Here is a 21,113-nt window from a genome sequence, read left to right as displayed (position 1 = left end):
TCGTCAGTTGATGTTGATATCTTAAATTGATGGAAGAAGTATTTGTTCAAAAAGAGTTAAATGGTGGGTATTGCAATAGTTTAACCCAATATTCAAGGTTCCTTACCCGTGAGGTGAACATCGGTGATGTGCCTATGGGGGGATTAAATCCAATCCGGATTCAATCGATGACTACCACCGATACCATGGATACCATTGGTACCGTTGAACAAACCATTCGCATGGTAAATTCTGGTTGTGAATACGTACGTATTACTGCACCAAGTATCAAAGAAGCCGAAAACCTGGCCAACATCAAGAAAGAATTGCGTTATCGTGGCTACAACGTGCCATTGGTTGCCGATATCCATTTCACACCTAATGCAGCAGAATCAGCGGCCAGGATTGTAGAAAAGGTAAGGGTAAATCCAGGTAATTACGCAGATAAGAAGAAATTTGAAAGCATAGAATATACCCAGCATGCCTATCAGGCAGAGCTGGACAGGATTTATAAGAAATTCATCCCATTGGTAAAAATCTGTAAAGAGTATGGTACTGCCATGAGAATTGGCACCAATCACGGCTCTTTATCCGATCGCATCATGAGCCATTATGGCGATACCCCAAGGGGGATGGTGGAATCCGCAATGGAGTTTATCCGCATGTGCGAAGACCAGAATTATTATAACCTGGTGATCTCGATGAAAGCGAGTAATACACAGGTAATGGTACAAGCTTACCGTTTGTTGGTGGAAACCATGGTGAAAGAGGGGATGAATTATCCTTTGCACCTCGGTGTAACTGAAGCTGGCGATGGGGAAGATGGCAGAATTAAATCGGCTGTCGGCATTGGTACACTATTGGAAGATGGTTTAGGAGATACGATTCGTGTTTCTCTGACGGAAGATCCTGAATTTGAAGCGCCGGTAGCGAAAGCGATGGCATTACGCTATGAAAAAAGAGCTTTAACTTCGGATGTAAACCCTGATCGCGAACAAATTACCATCAAAAACCTGCCTTACCAACCTTATGAGTACAACCGCAGAATCACTGCTCCTGTACAACATATCGGTGGGCATGAGCATCCAATCGTTATGTTGGATGTATCAAAAGAAAACTTAAAAGACCCTTACTTTTTAACTGCTGTAGGCTATAAATATAGCGCCGGACTGGATAAATACAATATGGCCGATCAGGCTTGCGATCTTGTTTATCTAGGAGATGCGCTTCCTTCGTTTTCATTTCCTGGAAACTTAAAGCAAATTTATAACTACCAGACTTGGTTAAATCTAAAAGATAAAAACAATTGTCACCCTTTGATGAGCTATGCGGAATACCATGCTGCTGTAGTAAAAGACGCGCAATTGAACCTAGTACATATCGATGCCAATGAAGCTGTAGACTTGTCGCGGTTAAAAGATAAAGACAATGTAGTTCTGGTATTGGAAACCTTTGCCGAACATGGTATGGCTGCACAGCGTGCTTTCTTTGTGCGCTTGTTAAATGATAAAATTCAACTGCCGGTAATTATCAAAAGGACCTATCCTGACTTGAATGCAGACAACTTAATGTTATATGCTGCTACCGATCTCGGTGCCCTATTTACTGACGGCCTGGGTGATGGGACTTGGATTAGTGCTGCTGAAAATGTTGGTTTGGCACTTGTAAACTCTACCAGCTTTGGGATTCTACAAGCTACCCGTACCCGGATCTCCAAAACAGAATATATCTCTTGCCCTAGCTGTGGACGTACTTTGTTCGATTTACAGGAAACGACTCAGTTGATCAGATCGCGTACCGATCATTTGAAAGGTATTAAGATTGGCATCATGGGCTGTATCGTAAATGGACCTGGTGAAATGGCAGATGCTGATTACGGTTATGTTGGTACTGGTCCGGGGAAAATTACCTTGTACCGTGGTAAAGAAGTGGTAAAGAAAAACGTAAATGCAGACCGTGCCCTCGATGATTTAATCGACTTGATTAAAGAAGATGGCAAATGGGTGTATGTAAGTTAATTGTTGCTCTTAATTCTTTAAATTTTCATCATCTTAGAGGGATCAAAACCCAAAAGATGATGAAAAGAAACACTTTATTAGCATTAACCCTATTTATGGGCTTCTTTACCCTTTCGGCAACTGCTCAGGAAAAGAAGAAAGCGAGTCCAGCAGCAAGCGTTAAAGAAACTATTAACTCTGGTGCAACAATTGGCATTGATTACAGTCAGCCTTCTGTAAAAGGCAGGAAAATCGGTGAAGAAATTGCCCCTTATGGTAAAGTATGGCGTACCGGAGCCAATGATGCCACTACTTTTGAAGTCAGCAAAGACGTAAAAGTAGAAGGTAAAAACCTTCCTGCTGGTAAGTACAGTGTGTACACCATCCCTGGAGAAAAAGAATGGACCATTATCTTCAATAAAACCTGGAAACAATGGGGAACAAAATATGCCGAAGCAGATGATGCTTTACGCGTGACTGTAAAACCTGAAAAATCTCCGGCATTCACAGAACAAATGACTTTCAAAATTGAGAAATCTGGTAAAGTAACCTTGTTATGGGGTGATAAATCAGTTTCTTTCCGTGTAAAATAAATGGAATCTGAGAACAGGTGTTGAATCTGTTTTTATGAATATTTATAAAAAAAGAGATAGATGAAGGAAAAGGCCTAGGAATTTTGCCCCCTTCAGGGCAAAGGTTCCAGCCTTAGATTCAGCTATCTCTTTTTTTTATTTAAGATCCAAAATATTGATCTAATTCCGTTTCAAAAATTCCAACGTTTTATTACAGACTTCATTTAAATGCAGCGGTAATTCCCTGCTTTGGTAAGGGTGACTCGCACCAAATACATGGTTTGCTCCCTCAATTTTATGAATTTCTGCTTTTAGTTGTTTTTGAGCAAGTTCCTGTGCTACGCTGAATTTCACATTGACATCTTCATCCCCATGTAAGATGAGCCAGGGAACGCTGATCCGCTCTGCTGCATGTAGAATGTTAAAGCTTTCTTCATTCGCTTTAAAATCCTTAAGTAATGTGCTGTTTAATGGCATTTTTTCCTTTGTTCTTGCATTTTCTACATAGATTTTACCCTTTTTTTTCCATTCTTCTTCCTGCTCTGTTTTCCATAAACTGGAGAAATCAGAGATAGCTGCCCAGGTGATGAGTTTAGAAATCCGGGGATCCTGGGCAGTTTTTATAATGACCAATCCGCCGCCTCGGCTGTGGCCAATCAGGTAGATTTTTTCTGGATGATAAGTTTGTTCTACGTAATTGACCACTGTATTCAAATCCGCTAATTCCATGCTGATTGTATTGCTTGCAAAAGCTTCCATATCTGTCACATCATTTGGCTTTTCCAGACTAACTCCGCTGTGCGACAGGTTAAATTTTAGATAAGGGTACCCGTTTTCAGCAAAATATCGGGCAACAAGGTGATGCGCGCCCCAATCTTTAAAGCCTTTAAAGCCGTGAACGAAAATAATAATGGCCGATTTTGGCTGCTGATCATCAATGGTGTAATCTCCTAATATAGGTTTCCCCGATGATCCCGTTAGGGTAAATTGCTCGTTTTTAATCATGTAGGCGTGTATTCTTTGTGTATAACCTCTATAACAAATTTAAAGAAAAGATGTTTCCAATGTCTTGGTTTATTTGGAATCGTTTTAAATAGCTCTTAATTACTCCATAATGACAGTGAAATAAGCTTCGGTTGTTACTTTTGTTACACTAAAAAAAAACAGAATACGACATTTTGGAATATTTAAAAATCATTGCTTTTACGCATAAACATATTGACCTAAAAGCATTGGGTAAATTGGTGATATGTGAGCAGACATTAGACGACAGATTGAGAAGTATTCAATCGGAGTTAGGTGTTAAAGAAATATTCTACATCGGAACCTGCAACAGGGTGGAATTTGTGTTTACTTCTGCCCATCATCTGGATAAAGACTTCATTACACGTTTCCTTACGGTATTGGATATGGGCTTACCTGAAGAGTACATGGATAAGTTTGTAGAAAACGTTTCTGTGTATGAACAACTGGCAGCTTTTAACCATTTATTACGTACGTCCTGCTCTTTAGAGAGTTTAGTAGTTGGCGAGAAAGAAATTCTTGCGCAGATCAGAAGAGCTTATGAAGCTTGTCGCGTAGCAGGATTTACTGCTGATTATATGCGAATGATCATGAACAGGGTTGTGAAAACAGCGAAAGAGGTATACACACATACCAATATTTCGAAAAACCCGGTTTCTGTTGTATCTCTTGCTTACCGTAAATTGCGTGATCTTAAGATGTGCGCCAATTCAAGGCTGCTGATTATCGGCGCTGGTGAGACCAACAAAAATATTGCTCAGTACCTTAAAAAACATAAGTACTCCAATTTCTCAGTTTTCAACAGAACGTTGGAAAAAGCAGAGGTATTGGCTAAAGAATTAAACGGTACAGCATACCCGCTGTCCGAACTGGAAAACTTCAACCAGGGATTTGATGCGATCATCACCTGTACAGGTGCTACTGAGCCCATCATTACAAAAGAAATCTATACAAAACTTCTAAATGGGGAAACTGGCAAAAAGGTAATTGTCGATTTAGCAATTCCTAATGATACCGCTGCTGAAGTGGTGGCAGAGTTCCCAATCCATTTTATAGAAGTCGAATCTCTTAAAGAGATTGCACGCAAAAATATTCAGGAACGTTATGATGAGCTGGTGAATGCCGAGCATATCATAGAAGAAAATATCAAGGAATTTGAATTGGTATTACGTCAACGCAAGATAGAGATTGCAATGAGTAGTGTTCCTCAGAAAATCAAGGAAATTAAGCATACTGCTATCAATGGTGTCTTTGCCGAGGAGATCAGCGGTCTTGATGAAAACTCAAGATTGGTATTGGAAAAAGTGATGAATTACATGGAAAAAAAATGTATCAGCATTCCAATGGTTATGGCAAAGGAGATATTGGTAAAGAATAGCTAGATTTGCCCAAAAATTATCATTAACGTGAAAAGACTTATTATTGGTACGCGAGGTAGCGACCTGGCTTTATGGCAAGCCAATTTTATTAAAGATAGACTTGCAGAAATTGGTGCCGAGGCCGAACTAAAGATCATCAAAACTCAAGGAGACAAAATTCTAAACCTTAGGCTGGACAAGCTGGAAGGCAAAGGTTTTTTTACCAAAGAGCTGGAAGAAGAACTTTTAGGTGGTACCATTGATATAGCTGTACACTCCCATAAAGATTTACCAACCACACATCCTGCAGGATTAACCATTGCGGCGGTAACAGAGCGTGAGGATCCCTCAGAGCTGTTATTGATTCTGAAAGACTGTGTAGACATCAAGCAAAAGCTTTCCCTGAAAACGGGAGCGATGGTGGGTACTTCTTCTAACAGACGTAAAGCACAAATGCTTTCCCTGCGTTCTGACCTGAACATTGAAGATTTAAGAGGTAATGTGCCTACAAGAATTCAAAAGTTAAGAGATGAGGATTATGATGCGATTCTACTGGCTAAAGCTGGTGTGAACCGTTTAAACATAGACCTTTCAGAATTTCATGTGGAAGTAGTAGATACAACGGAATTAGTTCCGGCGCCTGCACAAGGTGCTTTAGCCATCCAGATCAGAGAAGATGATGCGGAATTGGCGGAATTGTTGAAACAATTAAACCATCAGGAAACGATCGACGCCATTGGTGTGGAACGTAAGGTATTGAACCTTTTTGAAGGTGGTTGTCATATGCCTTTGGGTTGCTACTGCAAAAAAGAAGATGGAATGTATGAAATCTGGACTTCCAAAGCGGAGACTGATGAACATTTTCCTGATCGTTTCTTTTGCAGGGAGGAAAGCCTGGAAGGTGTTGCTGAAAAGATTGTTGCCAAGTTTAATCCGGATAGAAAATTACCTGGAAAGGTGTTTATCTCCAGAGAAATTGGCGAACACAGTTATTTTAGAAAAGCATTAGAAAAGCATAAGATAGAAATTGAAGGCAGATCTCTGATCCGTACTTTCCCAATCGTAACAGTATTGGATCCTTTTTATCTGAAACATATCAACTGGATTTTCTTTACCAGTCGCAATAGCGTAGAATACTTCTTTGCATTGAAACCGTATTTATCTAAGCATGTGAAGTTCGCAGTAGCAGGTAGAGGTTCTGAAGATTCATTAAGAAAAGCCGGTCATTTGGCAGACTTTGTTGGTGAAGGTGGTGATATTGAAGAGGTAGCTGAAGATTTTGCCAAATTGGTAGCCGGACAAACGGTATTGTTCCCAAGAGCGCAAGATTCATTACAGACTATACAAAAAGCGTTAACACCGGATACGAAAGTGGTGGATCTGCCAATTTATGAGACTGTAATTGAAGAGGATGTAGACCAGACTTATGCAGAAGTACTGATCTTTACAAGTCCTTCTAATGTTGATGCTTATTTTGTAGAAAACTTATTAGAACCGGGACAGCATGTGATTGCTATCGGAAACTCTACAGGAAAGAAATTTGATGAGATGGGCGTAAGCTATACTCAGCCTTATTCTCCTGATGAGATCGGATTGGCAGAAGCTGTATTCGGATTAGATATAAAACAATAAAGTAATTTTAATATGGTGCATCGTCCGCGTAGATTGAGAAAGAATCCTTTAGTGAGGGAAATGGTAGCTGAAACGAGGTTATCTAAAGACATGTTCATTTTTCCGTACTTTGTAGTACCAGGAAAGAATGTAGTACATCCTTTAGGAGCAATGCCAGGCATCAGCCACTTTTCTGAAGATACTTTATTGAAGGATGTGGAGAAAGGATTGAAACTAGGTGTGAACAAAATCATGCTGTTTGGTGTTGGAGATGAGAAATCAGAAGATGCCGCATCAGCATATCATGATCATTCCCTGGTTCCTTCGGCAGTTCGCCTGTTAAAGAAAAACTTTGGAGAAGATTTGTACGTAGTTACCGATGTTTGCGTTTGTTCTTATACCACTCATGGGCATTGTGGGATTATGAAGGACGATTACGTTCAAAATGACCCTACGGTAGAGGTGATTGCTAAAATGGGACTGGCACATGCGGAAGCAGGTGCGGATATGTTGGCACCATCAGATATGATGGACGGCAGAATTTCTGCGATGAGATATTTATTGGATGGACAAGGTTTTGTAAATACCGCGATCATGTCGCATGCTACAAAATTTGCTTCTGCTTATTACGGTCCTTTCCGTGAAGCTGCAGACTGTGCGCCTAGCAAGGGCGATAGAAAAGCTTATCAGATGGACTTTAGAAACGGTAACGAAGCACTTAGAGAGGCTTTACTGGATGAGAGTGAGGGCGCAGACGTATTGATGGTGAAGCCAGCTTTGGCTTACCTGGATGTGATGCACAACCTGAAACAACATACAGATTTGCCAATCGCTTGTTATAACGTGTCGGGGGAATATTCGATGGTGAAAGCCGCTGCGGAAAAAGGATGGATTGATGAGCAGAAAGTAGTGATGGAAACCATGCATGCCTTTGCGCGTGCTGGTGCAAGTATCATTACTACTTATCACATCAGGGATATGGTTGAAAAGAATTGGTTGTAAGTAAAAAATATATGTTAGAATCTTTAAAAAAAATGTTTTCAGGAAATGAAGGCGAAGTACCAGTGAATACTGGTAGTAAACCAGATATTTCGAGAGAAAAGTCGGCAGAACTGTATGAAAAAGCAAAAAACTATTTCCCAGGAGGGGTAAATTCTCCGGTGAGAGCTTTTAAATCAGTATATGGCACTCCTTTGTTCATTCAAAAAGGAGATGGCTGTTTTGTATGGGATGCCGATGGTAATCAATTTATAGATTTTTGCGGAAGCTGGGGTCCATTAATTTTGGGTCATAACAACGCTAAGGTTAGGGAAAAAGTGACGGAAGTAATGCAGAGTGGTATGAGCTTCGGCGCACCAACAGCATTGGAAAACGAGCTTGCGGAACTGATCATTAAAAACAACAAATTCGTAGAGAAAATCCGTTTCACCAGCTCGGGTACTGAGGCAGTAATGTCTGCAATCAGACTGGCACGCGGTTATACCGGAAAAGATAAAATCATCAAATTTGAAGGTTGCTATCACGGTCATACCGATTCTCTATTGGTAAAAGCAGGTTCAGGCCTGGTTACTTTCGGTGAAACTTCTTCTGCAGGTGTACCTAAATCATTTGCTCAGGAAACGATTGTAATTCCTTTGAATGATAAAGAAGCGATCAAAGCGGCTTTCGAGCAGTTTAAAGATGAAGTAGCTGCGGTAATTATTGAAGGTATTCCCGCAAATAACGGTTTGTTAATGCAGGATGCTGAATATGTTAAATTCCTGGAAGAAATCTGTAAAGAAAACAAAGCCTTATTAATTTTTGATGAGGTGATTACTGGATTCAGAATCGGTTTTGAAGGTGCTGCTGCTTATTATGGGGTTAAACCGGATATTGTTACTTATGGTAAGATTATCGGTGGTGGATTGCCTGTAGGAATGTACGGTGCTTCTGCTGAGATTATGGGGCATATTTCTCCGGAGGGTGGCGTTTATCAGGCAGGTACTTTATCGGGGAATCCGGTGGCGATGGCTGCGGGTATCGCACAGTTAACTGAACTATTGCGTTCAGGTTTCTACAAAGAATTAAACAATAAGGCAACAGAATTTGCAGAGAGCATCCAACGCTTTGCAACAGCCAGAAACTACAAGTTGAAAGTATTCCACGTAGGTTCTATCTTCTGGATGGCCTTTACAGATAAAGATAAAATCCAGTCGGCCGATGATATTGATCCGGCAAGCATGGAGAAATTTAAACTGATGCACAGAGAATTGCTGAACAGAGGCATTTACTTAGGTCCTTCTGGATATGAGGTAGGTTTTGTTTCTGCAGCACATACTAAAATCGAGCTGGAGAAAGCAAAAAGAGCAATCTTCGATAGTCTTGACCTGGTTTTCAGAAACAAATAAATATATTTAAATAGTAATCACAAGCTGCTTTGAAGAAATCAATCGTCATCTTTTATTTTATGTTACTGTACTCTTTAGTACAGTTGATCTCCTGGGGAGCATTGGTAGTAAGATTGGAACCTGCCAGAATGGCCATGGTGATGGGAGAGGGATCTGTATTCCTTTTTCTACTGTGTGTGGGCGCCTATTTTTTACACCAGTCGATTAAAAAAGAAGACCGATTGAGAGAGCAACAGCAGAATTTTTTACTTTCTGTAACGCATGAACTAAAATCGCCTTTGGCAGCGATCAAATTGTCAGTTCAAACGATCATTAAACGCGACCTTGATAAAGCCAGACAAACTTCCTTACTAAACAATTCCCTAAAGGATATTGAGCGTTTGGACGACCTGGTAGAAAATATGCTATTGGCTACAAAAATTGAAAATGGCTCTCTATCTTTTCCGAAAGAGGAGTTTGATTTCTCAGAGCTGGTAAGTAAGGTAACGGACCGTTTGCAAATCCATTCTTGCGGATGCGAACAGGTGATCACGGTAGCGATAACTCCTGGTATAAAGGTAGTTGGAGATCAGTTTTCTTTATCATCGGTAGTCACTAATCTGATCGAGAATGCTGTCAAATATTCAGGCCCATGTGCGGAAATAGATGTCGAATTGACAGTAAAGGACGGTCACCCGTTTTTAAAGGTCTCCGATAAGGGTCCAGGTATTCCAGATCAGGAAAAAATGTTGATTTTTGACAAATTTTATCGCGTTGGTAATGAGAATGTAAGAAAATCAAAAGGAACAGGATTAGGCCTGTTTATTGTTAAGGAAGTATTACAAATGCACGACGCTGATATTAGCGTTAGAGATAACGTACCGCATGGTGCTATTTTTGAAATTACATTTAGTTGATCATTATGCAACAGAAATTAAGAATATTACTGGTCGAAGATGAAGACCACTTGTTAGATGCTATAAAATTGAACCTTGAACTGGAAGGTTATAAAGTTCATGCAGTAAAAGACGGTAAGACGGCTTTAAAAGTTTTTAAAGAAGAACGTTTTAACCTGATTATTCTGGATGTAATGCTTCCTGAAATGGATGGATTCCAGGTTTGTGAGACCATCAGATTAGAAAATACTGAAGTACCTATCCTTTTCTTAACGGCCAAAAACACTAGTGAAGACCGTGTTATGGGATTGAAAAAAGGTGCTGATGATTATTTAGTGAAGCCTTTCAACTTAGAAGAGTTAATCCTTAGAGTTGGTATTTTGGTGAAACGCAGTATGAAAGCTGATGACCTGAAAGAAATCAATTCTTATAAAATTGGCGATAAAACGATCTATTTCAACTCTTTCGAATTGAAACAGGATGATGGGGTGATTGTTCCTCTAACGAAGAAAGAAACCATGTTACTGAAATTACTGATCGAACGTAAGAACGAAGCAGTATCTCGTGAGCAGATTCTGGAAACAGTATGGAACTATGATGTTTATCCATCTACACGTACGATTGACAACTTTATCTTGACTTTCCGTAAGTATTTCGAACCAGATCAGAAGAACCCGGTTTATTTCCATTCCATCAGAGGTGTAGGTTATAAATTCACAGATATCCATTAATGTATAATAATAAAGGCAGGTATGCCCTCATGGCACTCTTTCTGATTGCCGCGGGAGTGTGCCTTTTTTACGATCAAATTCAACTGGCTGTATTGGCCGGTTTTTTCTTTGCCTTTGTGATTTGGAGCCATTTCAAACACAGTTCGATATTATTGGCTTCCAAGTATTTTAAGAACGGAGATTACGAAAGGACAGAGAAGATACTTGCAGAGGTGCCCAACCCGGATCGTTTAGCGAGAAACAGGAGGGGATATTACGAATTTATGCGCGCCAATATTGCGCTGAAAAGAGAAGAATATGAAGATGCCGAGCGTCATTTTCAAATCGCCAGTCGCTTTCCATTAGGTGGAAAGAATGACAAGGCTTTTGTGATGATTCACCTGGCCAATCTCGCCCTGCGGAAAAAAGATCTGGAACGTACAAGGGCATATATTGAGCGGGCTAAAGAGCTGGCTACAACCCCAAGGGCGCAAGAGATCATTAGTAAAATTGAGCAAGAAGCAAATCGATTATAAACAAACACAATATAGATGAACACGTTATTTTTAGATGCCGCATTTTCGAAGCAAACAGAACGTCCACCGGTATGGATGATGCGCCAGGCTGGCCGTTTTATGCCTGAGTACTGGGAAATCAAAAACAAATACTCTTTCCTGGAGATGTGCAAAACGCCAGAAATTGCAGCGGATGTAACGATGTTACCTGTTGATTTACTGGGTATCGATGCTGCCATCCTTTTCTCTGATATTTTAGTAACCGGAGAAGCTATGGGCGGTGACCTGAGCTTTACGCAAGGTGTAGGCCCTAAATTTGCCAATCCTGTACGTTCAGCGAAAGATGTAGATAACTTAAATGTAGACTGTTTGGATAAGTTACAATATGTAGCAGATGCCATTAAAGTGATTCAGCAACGTTTAAATGGAAGTATTCCATTGATCGGTTTTGCTGGTGCCCCATTTACAGTAATGAGCTACCTGGTTGAAGGTGGTTCTTCTAAAGATTTCAAGTTAACGAAATTGTTGATGCACAACAATCCTGAAATTGCTCACCGTTTACTAGCTAAAATTGCGAAGGTAACTGCTGATTATTTGAATCTTCAAATCGCTGCAGGTGTTAACGCAATTCAGATTTTTGATAGCTGGGCAATGGCATTATCATGGAACGATTATCAGGAATTTTCTCACCGTTATATCCAGGAAATCATTGCTAATCTGGATAGAAAAGATATCCCTGTGATCTCTTTCTGTAAAGGTAGTTCTGTATTCGCACCGATCATGGCTCAGGCTAATCCTGATGTGATCTCTGTAGATTGGAACGCAGATTTATTAAACATTAAACAAAGCCTGCCTTCGGGTATTGCCGTTCAAGGTAACCTTGATCCATTTATCTTATACGCAGACAAGCCAGTAATTAAGAAAACCATTCTTCAATTATTTGAGCGTATGCGTGGCGAAAAAGGGTTTATCTTTAACCTTGGTCATGGTATTATGCCAGACATTCCATTCGATAATGTGAAATATGCAATCGAAGTAGTTAAAGAATTCAGATACTAATATATAATCTAGGCCATCTCTAAAGCTTGCTTTTCAGATGGCCTTTTTAAAGATCAAAAAAGAAACAAAATGGAATACTATTATTACGTACTCTCTGTGCATATCATCTTTGTGGTTAGCTGGATGGCGGGGTTGTTTTATAGTGTTCGCTTGTTTATCTACCATGTAGAGGCGGAAACCAGACCAGAGCTGGAACGCAATATTCTTCAAAGGGAATATGAACGCATGGAAGCAAAGCTTTGGCACATCATTACTACACCCGCAATGGCACTAACCGTGGCAGCAGGGTTAACGATGATTTTCCTCAAACCAGGTTTGATGTCTCAGGGCTGGTTCCATGTGAAGCTTGCTTTCGTAGTTCTTCTATTGATCTATCATTTCATTTGCCAGCGGATCATGAATCAATTGAAATATGGCAAATGCAAAATCAGCTCTTTTCAGCTGCGTTTATGGAATGAAGTAGCGACAGTCCTATTGGTTGCTATTGTTTTCACTGTGGTGCTTAAAAGTGCAGTAAATTGGATCTATGGGCTGATTGGCCTGATCGTTTTCTCTTGTGTCATCATGATGGCCGTAAAATGGTACAAATCTTACCGTAAAAAGCACGACTGCTAATCCCTTAATTTTATTATTTTTCTTTATTTTTCATGCTGCGTGCAACCTTTAGGTGGCGATGCTCATCTTCTATATACCAAACAAACAGATGATTTTGACGCAGTATACGATAAATGAACTCATGGAAGGCTGTAAAGCTGGCACACGAAAGATGCAGGAAGCGCTTTACCAGCAAACCGCATCCAAAATGCTGGTGGTTTGCATGCGCTATGCGAAGGACCGGATGGAGGCGGAAGATGTTTTGCAAATGGGTTTTATCAAGATTTTTCAAAAGATTGCTGAGTATAGAGGAGATGGCTCTTTTGAAGGATGGATGAGAAGAGTCATGGTAAACACCGCAATTGAGAGTTATAGAAAAAATTTACGCAGCCTGAATGTAGTGCCAATTGAAGATGCTTACGAGCAACCGGGAACTGGATTCGATTTTAGCAGATTAGGGATGCAGGATTTATTAAAACTGATTCAAAAGCTTTCAGATGGCTACAGAATGGTATTTAATATGTACATCATAGAAGGATATTCTCACAAGGAAATTGCCGCAATATTGGGGATTTCTGAAGGAGCAAGTAAATCGCAGTTGTCGAGAGCAAGGGCGATCTTAAGAGAGGAGATTATAAAAATGGAGGGTATAGATTATGCAAGCTATGCAGGATAAAGATTTTGATCAGTTGTTTAAAGATAAATTTGAAGGGGCAGAGATCAGGCCTTCAGCAAATTTATGGAGTAATATTGAAAAGGAACTGACACCAAAGAAAAACAACGTTTTCCCGGTTTATTGGTTGGCAGCGGCTGCAGTGGCAGTAATTGCGATATCGGTAGGATTGTTGTCTCCGGAAGCAGAAAAGATACAGTTGCAAGGAAAAACAAAAGAGGTTGCAGTTGTAGAAAGCAGTTCTTCAAACCTTACTGAAGGCACAACTGTAGCGAACAGATTAGAGGATGCTATTACTGAGGAAGGTACTCCTTTGGTACTCGCTCCGAAAACGAAGCTCAGAAATCTGGTTCAGGAAAATAATTTAGTAGCGCTGCAACGTAATGAAAGAATCAAGCGTCATCAAATAAAAGCAGTTGAGGTAAAGATTCCTTTGAAAGAAGAAATTGCAACCATAGCTCAGGTGCCAACTGAAAATGTGATCGCTAACGTAACGATACCAAATGTTGAGGAAGCGGACAATGTGATCACAGAAACAGAAGGTAGGGAAGAAAGAAGAGGCATTAGAAATGTAGGCGATGTGATCAATTTTGTAGTGGATAAGCTGGATAAAAGAGAGAAGAAATTGATACAATTTAAAACGGATGATGATGATAATTCTTCTTTAGTAGCGCTAAATATTGGCATTTTAAAATTCAATCCTAAAAGGAACAAATAGAAAACACACAGCTTAAACCAACAATATGAAGAAATTATTATGGACAACACTTTTGGTAAGCGGGCTTGCCAGTGTTATGGCAACAGGTGCATTTGCACAACAGGATAGCGTTAAAAGGAAATCGAAATTTGGGATAGACAACGGCCTGATCTCTATCAGCATCAATGGTAGTGACAGTTTAGGTAAGTCAAAGAAAGGTCGTTTTATGGGAGGCATTACCTTGACTCGTCTGGACATTGGTTTCTCAAGGTTGGTCGACAATGGAAGTTTTTCTTTATCAAAAGAAAATGAGTTCCTGGACTACACAGGTGGGAAAACAAGTACTGTTTCATTTGATGTTCTACAGTTTGGCTATCGCTTTAATCCTAATTTTAAGATTTATATGGCGGGTGGTTTCGACTGGACAATGATCCGTCTGAAACAAAATATCACCCTGAAAAAGAATAGTCCGACTTTAGATTATGATCAGGAATCGATAGAATTTTCTAAAAACAGATTGTCTAATAGCTATGTGCATATTCCCTTGAACTTTGAATTTCGTACTAAAGAAAACACTCGTGGTAAACGTTTTTACTTTGTAGTAGGACCAGAAGTGGCTTTCCTTTTAAATGGAAAAGTGAAACAGATCAGCAAAGAGAATGGAAAAGAGAAGTTTAAAGACGATTATAACTTTGAGCCATTCCGCTATGGCGGTACTTTACGCCTGGGTTATGGTGGCTTTGGTGTCTTTACTAAGTACTATTTCAATGATATGTTCACCACAACCGTACAAAAAGGCCTTAAAAATATGTCTTTTGGTGTCACCTTCGGATTGAATTAATCAATACACACACAAATATATCTGATCCCGTAACCTGCATAGGTTACGGGATTTTTTTTTGGCAAGACTAAATACTTTATCTTTACGACGTGAAGGAAAATATCATCAGCGTTAAAAACATCAGTAAGCAGTACCAACAGGAACAGGCATCAGGGATTCGTAACATTAGCTTCGACATCAATAAAGGGGATATCATCGCCATTATTGGAGAAAGTGGTAGTGGTAAATCGACCTTGCTGAAATGTATTTACGGCTTATTGAAGTTAGATGAAGGCGAAGTTTTCTACCACAATGAAAGGGTGTTGGGACCAGACGAACTCCTGATTCCCGGACACAAGGAAATGAAAATGGTTACGCAGGATTTTTCCTTAAACATTTATGCCAAGGTATATGATAACATCGCTGCAATGATGGCCAATACGGATGTTCATCATAAACATCAAAAAACGATGGAGATGATGGATCATTTGCATATTGATCACCTGAAAGATAAAAAAATCACTCAATTGAGTGGGGGAGAGCAGCAAAGAGTAGCGATTGCCAAAGCTTTGGTAACTGATACTTCTGTTTTATTGCTGGATGAACCTTTTAGCCAGGTGGATGCATTGCTTAAAAATCAACTTCGTGCTGACATTAAAAGAATTGCTGCGGAAACAGGGGTAACGGTAATTATGGTTTCTCATGATCCCGCGGATGGTTTGTTTCTTGCAGATGAGTTATTGATCATGAAAGATGGTCATTTGATGGAGCGTGGCAAACCTGCAGATATCTATCAGCAACCAAAGCACATCTATACGGCTAGAATGCTCGGAAATGCCGTGGTTTTAAATCCTGAAGAAGCACATAAACTTGGTTTAGAAGTAAAAGAAGGTAATGCAGTATTTTATCCGGAATGGGTAGAATTGAACAATTCCTGGAATAGTCGCAGATTTGAAGTGAAAGATGTGTATTACAAAGGATTTTATGAAGAACTCTTGCTGGAAAGAAATGGAGTGAAAATCAGAGCAATTCAATTGAACAGGGGCGTCCATAAAAAAAACGACCACGTTCAGGCGAACATTGGTCGTTTCTTGTCTTTATAAACGGCTTAAGTTTTGAACAATAAGCCGTATGGAATCTTAGTTTCTTAAGGTCGAAGTCACAATGGTTACCCTTAATCCAATTGGAACTACTGGTCTGGTTGGAATTAAATTGTTATCTCCACTGGTTTCAATATCAACCGTAATAGATCCTCTTCTTGCTGTGTAACTGTAGGCCAAACCGTTATAAGTAAATGGCATACCTCTATATTCAGCTACTGAATTATCAGGGTAAAGGGCAACAATTAGACCGTCATTTAAAAATGTAGATGCATCAAGTTCCGGAAAAGAGATCGTTGTGGTTAAGGTTTCTCCACCATTAGTAGACACCCAGGCACTTGGTGCAATAATTGTTTCAATCGTTTCATTTGGAAGTCCTGGATCAACGATGACTTCTTTCTTACACGAAGACAGACCCACTGCGGCCGTGCAAAGTAATAATAGTAATATCTTTCTCATGTGATTTGTGTGTTTGATGTTCGTATAGCAAATCTTTTGCCATAAAAATACAATTCTGTTTTTACTTATACTGTAATTAAAATGCGATACAAAACATTGTATGGTAATGTAGTTATAATTCAGCTAATAAACGATTTGTAATTAGCGTTTGCTGGAATGAAATGGAAGTCCTGAAGCCAGATTGGTGATGGCATCTGCCATCCGTTGGATTCGGGTTTGCAGCACTGGAGAGTCCAGCAACCAGGTAAAACACTCTTCTTGTTTGCTTGCTGGTAGTTTTTTAAACGCTGCCCATGCTGCCGGCTCATCTTTCAGACAATCGATAAAATCTTCATTGGCGATTTCCAGCTTAGGATCACTGTCTGGATATAAACACACCCTTACGTGTTCTCCTTCTTGTTTTTTAATTTCCTTACGGATTGCCGCTTTTACCGGAAGAAACAGTACCCCTTTTTTCATGGGCATCAGGGTCGCTTTATTGATTTCATAGCCGTCGATAAAGCCCTTTACTTTTTGCCAGCTAAAGTAATTATACTTACCGGCTTCTATGTCAGGAAAGCGCACATAAGTCCAGCCACCTTTCCCTGGAAAGCGTTCCAATAGTAAATCCTGGTCAATCAATGGTAATTCTTCCATAAATAGCTGCCGCGTCTGTCCTGTTTATCGCAGCTATAAAATTATAGATATTTTGGCAGATTTAAGACATTACAAAATATAAGGATGGGGGATTGGAAATCTCCTAAAAACAAACGGCCGATCAGAGGAGACTGATACGGCCGTTTGTTATCGTTTATAAGGGGTATTCGGGTATAAAACGGATTATACTAGATATTCAAATAAAGTCTGATCGTTATTCAGTTCAATAATTTCAAACTTAAACTCTTTCATCCTTTGTAATAAAGCATCATAATCTGTAGGTTCTGCCAGTTCAATACCAACCAATGCAGGCCCATTTTCACGGTTTGTTTTTTTAATAAACTCAAACCTGGTGATGTCATCATGCGGACCTAAAACATTGTTTACAAACAGTTTTAAGGCTCCTGGTCGCTGTGGGAAACGTACGATGAAATAATGTTTCAATCCTTCAAAAAGCAATGACTTCTCTTTGATCTCCTGCATTCTTTCGATATCATTGTTACCACCACTCACCACGCAAACTACTGTTTTACCAATGATTTGATCTTTGATCTGTTCTAAAGAGGCTACAGCTAAGGCTCCAGCAGGTTCTACCACTATCGCATCCTCGTTATAAAGCTTTAAAATCGTTGTACAGATCTTTCCTTCAGGGATCAATAACATTTGGTCTAGTAGTTCGTTACAATAAGCAAAAGTAAGGTTACCTACTCTCTTTACTGCAGCACCATCTACGAAGCGGTCGATATCAGCCAATAAAACAGGGGCACCACTATTTAGTGCTTGTTTCATGGAAGGCGCACCTTCAGGTTCAACACCAATCAGTTCAATTGATGGTTTCAGGTTTCTCAAATAACTACCAACACCTGAAGCCAGGCCACCACCACCAATCGGCATGATCACCATGTCCAGTTCAGGAAGGTCTTCGAAAATCTCTACACCTACTGTTCCTTGTCCTTCGATAACCTTTGTATTGTCAAAAGGAGGGACGAAAGTCATCCCATGTTCTGCAGTATAAGCCAGTGCTTCTCTTAAACAATCGTCAAAAGTATCACCAACCAGAACAATCTGAATATGGTCGCCACCAAACATCTCTGTTTGTTTAACCTTTTGCTTAGGGGTAATTTCCGGCATAAAAATAACCCCTTTAATGTTCAGTTTTTTGCAGGAATGTGCAACACCTTGTGCATGATTTCCAGCACTGGCACAAACCACACCCTTGGCTACCTGTTCAGGTTCAAGGGTGCTGATCATGTTGTAAGCACCCCTTAATTTATAAGAGCGTACCAATTGCAAATCTTCTCTTTTCAGGTAAATACTTGCCTGGTATGTTTTAGAAAGTCCTGCATTATACTCCAAAGGAGTACGTTTTACCGTACCTTTTAATCGTTCTGCTGCCGCCAGAAAATCCAGTATCACTTCTTTTTCTACACTCATTTTAGATAAATTTATTCATTGCATCCAGATAAGCATTGGCCGAAGCTTTTACGATATCTGTACTAAAACCATAGCCTACATAAGATTTTCCTTCGTAAGAAACCTTCATGTTTACCTTGCTCACATCATCGCTACCACCATGCATCGCCTGAATGGTGAATTCATTTAATGAAATATCCTTGCCAACAATGCTCTGAATCGCTTTTATCGTTGCATTAACCGGACCGTTACCAGTAGCCATTGCTTCTTTTTCCACACCTTCATGTTCTAATCTGATGCTGGCAGTTGGGCTTAATGGATCACCACAAAGTACTTGTAACAAGTTCAGTTTGTAACCATTTTTTACCGCACCTTCTTCGCCATCACTCATTAAGAAAAGAATGTCATCATCGCAGATCGTTTTCTTCTCATCAGCCATGATCAAAAAGCGCTCATAAACCTGATCCAGATTTAAACGATCAATCTCATAACCTAAACGCTCTAAATGGTGTTTCAAGGCATGGCGACCGCTACGGGCCGTTAAGATGATATCTGCTGAGTTCAAACCAACATCTTCCGGATTGATGATCTCATAGTTTTCTCTGTGTTTCAAGAAACCATCCTGGTGAATTCCAGAGCTGTGTGCAAAGGCATTCTGACCAATGATCGCTTTATTTGGTTGAACCGGCATGTGCATCATACGGCTCACCATACCACTGATTTCAGTGAAATGTTTACTGTTGATGTTTGTGGTTAAATTCAAGGCATGGTGTGTTTTCAAAACCATAGCAATTTCTTCCAATGCCGTGTTACCAGCGCGCTCACCGATGCCGTTAATGGTACATTCTACCTGACGGGCACCGTTGATCAGACCTGCAAGACTATTTGCAGTCGCTAAACCTAAGTCATTGTGACAATGAACAGAGATGATCGCCTGATCTATATTCTTTACGTTTTCTTTTAGGTAAAGGATTTTTGACCCATATTGATCCGGTAAACAGTAGCCATTCGTATCTGGAATATTTACTACAGTAGCACCTGCAGCAATTACTGCCTCAATCATTTGCGCTAAATAAGCATTGTCTGCACGACCAGCATCTTCTGCAAAGAACTCAATGTCTTCTACAAATTGCTTTGCATACTTTACTGCTGCAACCGCTCTTTCCAGAATTTCTTCTCTCGTGCTGTTGAACTTATATTTAATGTGCATATCGGAAGCACCAATTCCAGTGTGGATCCTTGGTCTCTTTGCATATTGTAATGCCGCAACTGCGGAATCAATGTCTTTTCTATTGGCACGTGTTAATGCACAAATGATCGGTTCTCTTATCGCTTTTGATAAGTCTACAACGCTCTGGAAATCTCCAGGGCTGGAAATAGGGAAACCTGCTTCAATCACATCTACTCCAAGTGCTTCGAGTGCTTTTGCAATTTGAATTTTCTCTGGGCTTGACAACTGGCAGCCCGGTACTTGTTCACCATCACGCAAGGTGGTGTCAAATACATAGACTCTATTAGGATCGTGTAACATAATTCTTGGAGTTTAGTTAGATTTGATATGTTGTGCAATATATTTTAAGACCAATTGTCCCATTTCTTTAGTTCCAAGAATCTGGTCTGGATTGGTTGTTTCATCGGCAATGTCGCCTGTTCTGTAACCTTCTTTCAATACCTGATCTACGGTATCGATAATCACTTTCGCTTCTGCTAATAGTCCGAAGCCGATTTCCAGCATCAGAGAAACAGATAGGATAGAAGCTAGAGGGTTCGCCAGGTTTTTTCCAGTGATGTCATGTGCTGAGCCATGGATCGGTTCAAAGAAACCAGTACTTTCTCCAACAGAGGCTGAAGCTAGCATACCCATAGAACCAGCAATTTGTGAAGCCTCATCAGTTAAAATGTCACCAAACAAGTTGGCAGTTAATACCACGTCGAACTGCTTAGGATCTTTGATCAATTGCATTGCTGCATTGTCAATGAACATATGACTAGTTTCTACCTCCGGGTATTGTTTTGCTATATTCTGTACGGTTTCTCTCCATAATCTAGAGCTTTCCAATACATTGGCTTTATCTACAGAACATAGTTTTTTTCTACGTTTCATTGCAGCTTCAAACGCTTTGTGTGCAATTCTTTCTACCTCATAACGGTGGTAGATCATTAAGTCAGAAGCTGTGTTTTTGTCTTCAGAACGGGTTTTCTCACCGAAATAAACATCTCCGGTTAGCTCTCTGAAAAACAGGATATCTGTACCTTTTAATATATTAGCTTTGATGCTGGACGCATTTAACAACTCATCAAATAATAAAATCGGACGTAGGTTAGCATACAAGCCTAATTCCTTACGGATTTTAAGCAAGCCTTGTTCTGGACGAACTTGCAAAGAAGGATCATTGTCATATTTCGCATGACCAACTGCACCAAAAAGAATCGCATCACTTTTCTGTGCTTTCTCTAAAGTTTCATCAGGTAGAGGGTTACCCGTTACTTCAATTGCAGCATGGCCCATTAGCGCTTCATCATAGCTAAAATCATGTCCGAAACCTTTGGCAATCTCTTCTAATACGGCTTTACCCCAGGTAGTAACCTCAGGCCCGATACCATCACCAGGAATGACTAATATATTTTTCTTCAT

At 40.0% G+C, this 21,113-nt stretch carries 21 protein-coding genes; 15 read left to right on the top strand and 6 right to left on the bottom strand.

Annotated elements, in window-relative coordinates; genetic code table 11:
• Window positions 1-29 precede the first annotated feature (29 nt).
• Both ispG and R2S10_RS10835 read left to right on the top strand, forming a co-directional pair.
• Entirely contained in the window at window positions 30-1,997 is a 1,968-nt protein-coding gene (gene ispG, locus R2S10_RS10840) for a (E)-4-hydroxy-3-methylbut-2-enyl-diphosphate synthase (protein WP_316840464.1), read from the top strand.
• Between the two features lie 56 nt (window positions 1,998-2,053).
• Complete coding sequence (locus tag R2S10_RS10835; RefSeq protein WP_410478966.1) at window positions 2,054-2,569, top strand: DUF2911 domain-containing protein; 516 nt, start codon at window positions 2,054-2,056, stop codon at window positions 2,567-2,569.
• A gap of 159 nt (window positions 2,570-2,728) precedes the next feature.
• Here the strand turns inward: R2S10_RS10835 and R2S10_RS10830 are convergent, their stop codons facing one another.
• Window positions 2,729-3,553: an alpha/beta hydrolase family protein gene (locus R2S10_RS10830; RefSeq protein ID WP_316840463.1), complete on the bottom strand. Its 825-nt coding sequence runs from the start codon at window positions 3,551-3,553 to the stop codon at window positions 2,729-2,731.
• Between the two features lie 173 nt (window positions 3,554-3,726).
• Here R2S10_RS10830 and hemA point away from each other — a divergent pair, with 173 nt between their 5' ends.
• From hemA to R2S10_RS10765, 13 genes are all read left to right on the top strand, one after another.
• Window positions 3,727-4,953: a glutamyl-tRNA reductase gene (hemA, locus tag R2S10_RS10825; RefSeq protein WP_316840462.1), complete on the top strand. Its 1,227-nt coding sequence runs from the start codon at window positions 3,727-3,729 to the stop codon at window positions 4,951-4,953.
• 24 nt (window positions 4,954-4,977) lie between these two features.
• The gene (gene hemC / locus R2S10_RS10820; RefSeq protein ID WP_316840461.1) at window positions 4,978-6,561 is read left to right on the top strand and encodes a hydroxymethylbilane synthase; all 1,584 of its coding nucleotides are present in this window, start codon (window positions 4,978-4,980) and stop codon (window positions 6,559-6,561) included.
• A 12-nt stretch (window positions 6,562-6,573) separates the two neighbouring features.
• Window positions 6,574-7,542 (top strand): porphobilinogen synthase, encoded by a 969-nt coding sequence (gene hemB, locus R2S10_RS10815; RefSeq protein WP_316840460.1) that lies wholly within the window; start codon window positions 6,574-6,576, stop codon window positions 7,540-7,542.
• A gap of 11 nt (window positions 7,543-7,553) precedes the next feature.
• Window positions 7,554-8,927, top strand: a complete 1,374-nt coding sequence (gene hemL, locus R2S10_RS10810) for a glutamate-1-semialdehyde 2,1-aminomutase (RefSeq protein ID WP_316840459.1) — start codon at window positions 7,554-7,556, stop codon at window positions 8,925-8,927.
• Between the two features lie 29 nt (window positions 8,928-8,956).
• A complete protein-coding gene (locus R2S10_RS10805) occupies window positions 8,957-9,823 on the top strand; it encodes a sensor histidine kinase (protein ID WP_182961740.1) in 867 nt (288 codons plus the stop codon).
• A gap of 5 nt (window positions 9,824-9,828) precedes the next feature.
• Complete coding sequence (locus R2S10_RS10800) at window positions 9,829-10,533, top strand: response regulator transcription factor (RefSeq protein WP_015809248.1); 705 nt, start codon at window positions 9,829-9,831, stop codon at window positions 10,531-10,533.
• Window positions 10,533-11,048, top strand: a complete 516-nt coding sequence (locus tag R2S10_RS10795; protein ID WP_316840458.1) for a hypothetical protein — start codon at window positions 10,533-10,535, stop codon at window positions 11,046-11,048. Before R2S10_RS10800 ends, R2S10_RS10795 begins: the two co-directional genes overlap by 1 nt.
• A gap of 15 nt (window positions 11,049-11,063) precedes the next feature.
• Window positions 11,064-12,086, top strand: a complete 1,023-nt coding sequence (gene hemE / locus R2S10_RS10790; RefSeq protein ID WP_316840457.1) for a uroporphyrinogen decarboxylase — start codon at window positions 11,064-11,066, stop codon at window positions 12,084-12,086.
• A gap of 69 nt (window positions 12,087-12,155) precedes the next feature.
• Window positions 12,156-12,701, top strand: a complete 546-nt coding sequence (gene hemJ, locus R2S10_RS10785) for a protoporphyrinogen oxidase HemJ (RefSeq protein WP_316840456.1) — start codon at window positions 12,156-12,158, stop codon at window positions 12,699-12,701.
• A gap of 88 nt (window positions 12,702-12,789) precedes the next feature.
• Window positions 12,790-13,356 carry an RNA polymerase sigma factor gene (locus R2S10_RS10780; RefSeq protein WP_316840455.1) on the top strand — a complete coding sequence of 189 codons (567 nt, stop codon included), beginning with the start codon at window positions 12,790-12,792 and terminating at the stop codon, window positions 13,354-13,356.
• Entirely contained in the window at window positions 13,337-14,071 is a 735-nt protein-coding gene (locus tag R2S10_RS10775) for a hypothetical protein (RefSeq protein WP_316840454.1), read from the top strand. The genes R2S10_RS10780 and R2S10_RS10775 overlap by 20 nt, the downstream gene beginning before the upstream one ends.
• A gap of 25 nt (window positions 14,072-14,096) precedes the next feature.
• Window positions 14,097-14,891: an outer membrane beta-barrel protein gene (locus tag R2S10_RS10770; protein WP_316840453.1), complete on the top strand. Its 795-nt coding sequence runs from the start codon at window positions 14,097-14,099 to the stop codon at window positions 14,889-14,891.
• Between the two features lie 89 nt (window positions 14,892-14,980).
• On the top strand, window positions 14,981-15,973 hold the full coding sequence (locus tag R2S10_RS10765) for an ABC transporter ATP-binding protein (protein ID WP_316840452.1): 993 nt from the start codon (window positions 14,981-14,983) through the stop codon (window positions 15,971-15,973).
• 36 nt (window positions 15,974-16,009) lie between these two features.
• On the opposite strand, the gene R2S10_RS10760 is transcribed toward R2S10_RS10765, so the two are convergent.
• The 5 genes from R2S10_RS10760 to leuB all read right to left on the bottom strand — a co-directional run bounded on the left by R2S10_RS10760 (window position 16,010) and on the right by leuB (window position 21,113).
• Entirely contained in the window at window positions 16,010-16,429 is a 420-nt protein-coding gene (locus tag R2S10_RS10760; RefSeq protein WP_316840451.1) for a hypothetical protein, read from the bottom strand.
• A 141-nt stretch (window positions 16,430-16,570) separates the two neighbouring features.
• A complete protein-coding gene (locus R2S10_RS10755) occupies window positions 16,571-17,065 on the bottom strand; it encodes a YdeI/OmpD-associated family protein (RefSeq protein WP_316840450.1) in 495 nt (164 codons plus the stop codon).
• A gap of 183 nt (window positions 17,066-17,248) precedes the next feature.
• Window positions 17,249-18,499: a threonine ammonia-lyase IlvA gene (gene ilvA / locus R2S10_RS10750; protein WP_316840449.1), complete on the bottom strand. Its 1,251-nt coding sequence runs from the start codon at window positions 18,497-18,499 to the stop codon at window positions 17,249-17,251.
• Window position 18,500: 1 nt separating this feature from the next.
• Window positions 18,501-20,009, bottom strand: coding sequence for a 2-isopropylmalate synthase (locus R2S10_RS10745; protein WP_316840448.1), 1,509 nt, complete (start codon window positions 20,007-20,009; stop codon window positions 18,501-18,503).
• 12 nt (window positions 20,010-20,021) lie between these two features.
• Window positions 20,022-21,113, bottom strand: a complete 1,092-nt coding sequence (gene leuB, locus R2S10_RS10740) for a 3-isopropylmalate dehydrogenase (RefSeq protein WP_316840447.1) — start codon at window positions 21,111-21,113, stop codon at window positions 20,022-20,024.

It is taken from the genome of Pedobacter gandavensis, assembly GCF_032678745.1.
Lineage (GTDB): Bacteria > Bacteroidota > Bacteroidia > Sphingobacteriales > Sphingobacteriaceae > Pedobacter > Pedobacter gandavensis_C.
This window is presented reverse-complemented; position numbering and strand designations above follow the sequence as displayed.

What these genes read in the sequence shown, in the direction of transcription:
- hemB (WP_316840460.1), top strand. Translation starts at nt 6,574, where the DNA reads ATGGTGCATCGTCCGCGTAGATTGAGAAAGAATCCTTTAGTGAGGGAA.
- R2S10_RS10780 (WP_316840455.1), top strand. Translation starts at nt 12,790, where the DNA reads ATGATTTTGACGCAGTATACGATAAATGAACTCATGGAAGGCTGTAAA.
- R2S10_RS10760 (WP_316840451.1), bottom strand. Translation starts at nt 16,429, where the DNA reads ATGAGAAAGATATTACTATTATTACTTTGCACGGCCGCAGTGGGTCTG.
- ilvA (WP_316840449.1), bottom strand. Translation starts at nt 18,499, where the DNA reads ATGAGTGTAGAAAAAGAAGTGATACTGGATTTTCTGGCGGCAGCAGAA.
- R2S10_RS10795 (WP_316840458.1), top strand. Translation starts at nt 10,533, where the DNA reads ATGTATAATAATAAAGGCAGGTATGCCCTCATGGCACTCTTTCTGATT.
- R2S10_RS10755 (WP_316840450.1), bottom strand. Translation starts at nt 17,065, where the DNA reads ATGGAAGAATTACCATTGATTGACCAGGATTTACTATTGGAACGCTTT.
- R2S10_RS10745 (WP_316840448.1), bottom strand. Translation starts at nt 20,009, where the DNA reads ATGTTACACGATCCTAATAGAGTCTATGTATTTGACACCACCTTGCGT.
- hemE (WP_316840457.1), top strand. Translation starts at nt 11,064, where the DNA reads ATGAACACGTTATTTTTAGATGCCGCATTTTCGAAGCAAACAGAACGT.
- hemJ (WP_316840456.1), top strand. Translation starts at nt 12,156, where the DNA reads ATGGAATACTATTATTACGTACTCTCTGTGCATATCATCTTTGTGGTT.
- R2S10_RS10770 (WP_316840453.1), top strand. Translation starts at nt 14,097, where the DNA reads ATGAAGAAATTATTATGGACAACACTTTTGGTAAGCGGGCTTGCCAGT.
- leuB (WP_316840447.1), bottom strand. Translation starts at nt 21,113, where the DNA reads ATGAAGAAAAATATATTAGTCATTCCTGGTGATGGTATCGGGCCTGAG.
- R2S10_RS10800 (WP_015809248.1), top strand. Translation starts at nt 9,829, where the DNA reads ATGCAACAGAAATTAAGAATATTACTGGTCGAAGATGAAGACCACTTG.
- hemL (WP_316840459.1), top strand. Translation starts at nt 7,554, where the DNA reads ATGTTAGAATCTTTAAAAAAAATGTTTTCAGGAAATGAAGGCGAAGTA.
- ispG (WP_316840464.1), top strand. Translation starts at nt 30, where the DNA reads ATGGAAGAAGTATTTGTTCAAAAAGAGTTAAATGGTGGGTATTGCAAT.
- R2S10_RS10835 (WP_410478966.1), top strand. Translation starts at nt 2,054, where the DNA reads ATGATGAAAAGAAACACTTTATTAGCATTAACCCTATTTATGGGCTTC.
- R2S10_RS10775 (WP_316840454.1), top strand. Translation starts at nt 13,337, where the DNA reads ATGCAAGCTATGCAGGATAAAGATTTTGATCAGTTGTTTAAAGATAAA.
- R2S10_RS10830 (WP_316840463.1), bottom strand. Translation starts at nt 3,553, where the DNA reads ATGATTAAAAACGAGCAATTTACCCTAACGGGATCATCGGGGAAACCT.